Source organism: Bacillus manliponensis (genome assembly GCF_000712595.1).
Lineage (GTDB): Bacteria > Bacillota > Bacilli > Bacillales > Bacillaceae_G > Bacillus_A > Bacillus_A manliponensis.
On the sequence record NZ_JOTN01000064.1, the window covers coordinates 1 to 1,317 of the forward strand.

11 tRNA genes and 1 rRNA gene are annotated in these 1,317 nt (G+C 49.4%); all 12 read right to left on the reverse strand.

The features are described from left to right. Positions 1–143 precede the first annotated feature (143 nt). Positions 144–219: transfer RNA gene (locus tag BAMA_RS23145), tRNA-His, on the reverse strand. 14 nt (positions 220–233) lie between these two features. Next, positions 234–307: transfer RNA gene (locus BAMA_RS23150), tRNA-Trp, on the reverse strand. 7 nt (positions 308–314) lie between these two features. Next, positions 315–398: transfer RNA gene (locus BAMA_RS23155), tRNA-Tyr, on the reverse strand. A gap of 10 nt (positions 399–408) precedes the next feature. Beyond that, positions 409–484: transfer RNA gene (locus BAMA_RS23160), tRNA-Thr, on the reverse strand. A 16-nt stretch (positions 485–500) separates the two neighbouring features. Continuing rightward, positions 501–576: transfer RNA gene (locus BAMA_RS23165), tRNA-Phe, on the reverse strand. Positions 577–585: 9 nt separating this feature from the next. Further along, positions 586–661, reverse strand: a tRNA-Asp gene (locus BAMA_RS23170). Between the two features lie 4 nt (positions 662–665). Next, positions 666–742, reverse strand: a tRNA-Met gene (locus BAMA_RS23175). Positions 743–759: 17 nt separating this feature from the next. Continuing rightward, a tRNA-Val gene (locus BAMA_RS23180) sits at positions 760–835 on the reverse strand. 8 nt (positions 836–843) lie between these two features. Continuing rightward, positions 844–918 (reverse strand) — tRNA-Glu (locus tag BAMA_RS23185). Positions 919–928: 10 nt separating this feature from the next. Beyond that, positions 929–1,020, reverse strand: a tRNA-Ser gene (locus tag BAMA_RS23190). A 4-nt stretch (positions 1,021–1,024) separates the two neighbouring features. Next, positions 1,025–1,099, reverse strand: a tRNA-Asn gene (locus BAMA_RS23195). Between the two features lie 9 nt (positions 1,100–1,108). Next, a 5S ribosomal RNA gene (gene rrf, locus BAMA_RS23200) occupies positions 1,109–1,224 on the reverse strand. Between the last annotated feature and the right edge of the window lie 93 nt (positions 1,225–1,317).

Sequence of the window (1,317 nt, forward strand, 5' to 3'; positions counted from 1 at the left end):
GTCCGTTGCCTTACCGCTTGGCTATAGCCCACCGAAGTGTTATTACATTATATGATGTTTAAATATAAAATATCACTTTTTTTGTAAACTGAACATTTAAAATAATATCATAATCCGTAAATTTTGTAAAGTATTTATAAAAATGGGGCGACTGATGGGAATCGAACCCACGAGTGTCGGAGCCACAATCCGATGCGTTAACCACTTCGCCACAGCCGCCATGCTGTGTTTTTTGGCAGGGGCAGTAGGAATCGAACCCACACCGGAGGTTTTGGAGACCTCTGTTCTACCGTTAAACTATGCCCCTATGTAAATGGTGGAGGGGGGCAGATTCGAACTGCCGAACCCGAAGGAGCGGATTTACAGTCCGCCGCGTTTAGCCACTTCGCTACCCCTCCGAAACTTACATGGTGCCGGCTAGAGGACTTGAACCCCCAACCTACTGATTACAAGTCAGTTGCTCTACCAATTGAGCTAAGCCGGCTTATTCTTTTTTAAAATGGTGGCTCGGGACGGAATCGAACCGCCGACACGAGGATTTTCAGTCCTCTGCTCTACCGACTGAGCTACCGAGCCATTTTAAAGTGGCGGTCCCGACGGGAATCGAACCCGCGATCTCCTGCGTGACAGGCAGGCATGTTAACCGCTACACCACGGGACCACTTTGGTTGCGGGGACAAGATTTGAACTTGCGACCTTCGGGTTATGAGCCCGACGAGCTACCAGACTGCTCCACCCCGCGATGATATAAAATGTATATGGTGGAGGATGACGGGATCGAACCGCCGACCCCCTGCTTGTAAGGCAGGTGCTCTCCCAGCTGAGCTAATCCTCCAAAATAAGTGGTGACCCGTACGGGATTCGAACCCGTGTTACCGCCGTGAAAGGGCGGTGTCTTAACCACTTGACCAACGGGCCAAAATGTTTATGGCGGAGAGCAAGGGATTCGAACCCTTGATACGCTTGTGACGTATACACGATTTCCAATCGTGCTCCTTCGGCCAACTCGGACAGCTCTCCTTAATGGCTCCGCAGGTAGGACTCGAACCTACGACCGATCGGTTAACAGCCGATAGCTCTACCACTGAGCTACTGCGGAACATTACGAGCCTGGCAACGTCCTACTCTCACAGGGACAAAGTCCCAACTACCATCGGCGCTAGAGAGCTTAACTTCCGTGTTCGGTATGGGAACGGGTGTGACCTCTCTGCCATCATTACCAGACATCATTCATTTAAGACAAGAATCATTATACCATGTTGACCAAGGAAGTCAACAAGTTTTTCATATTCTTTCAAAACTAGATAACAATTGTTC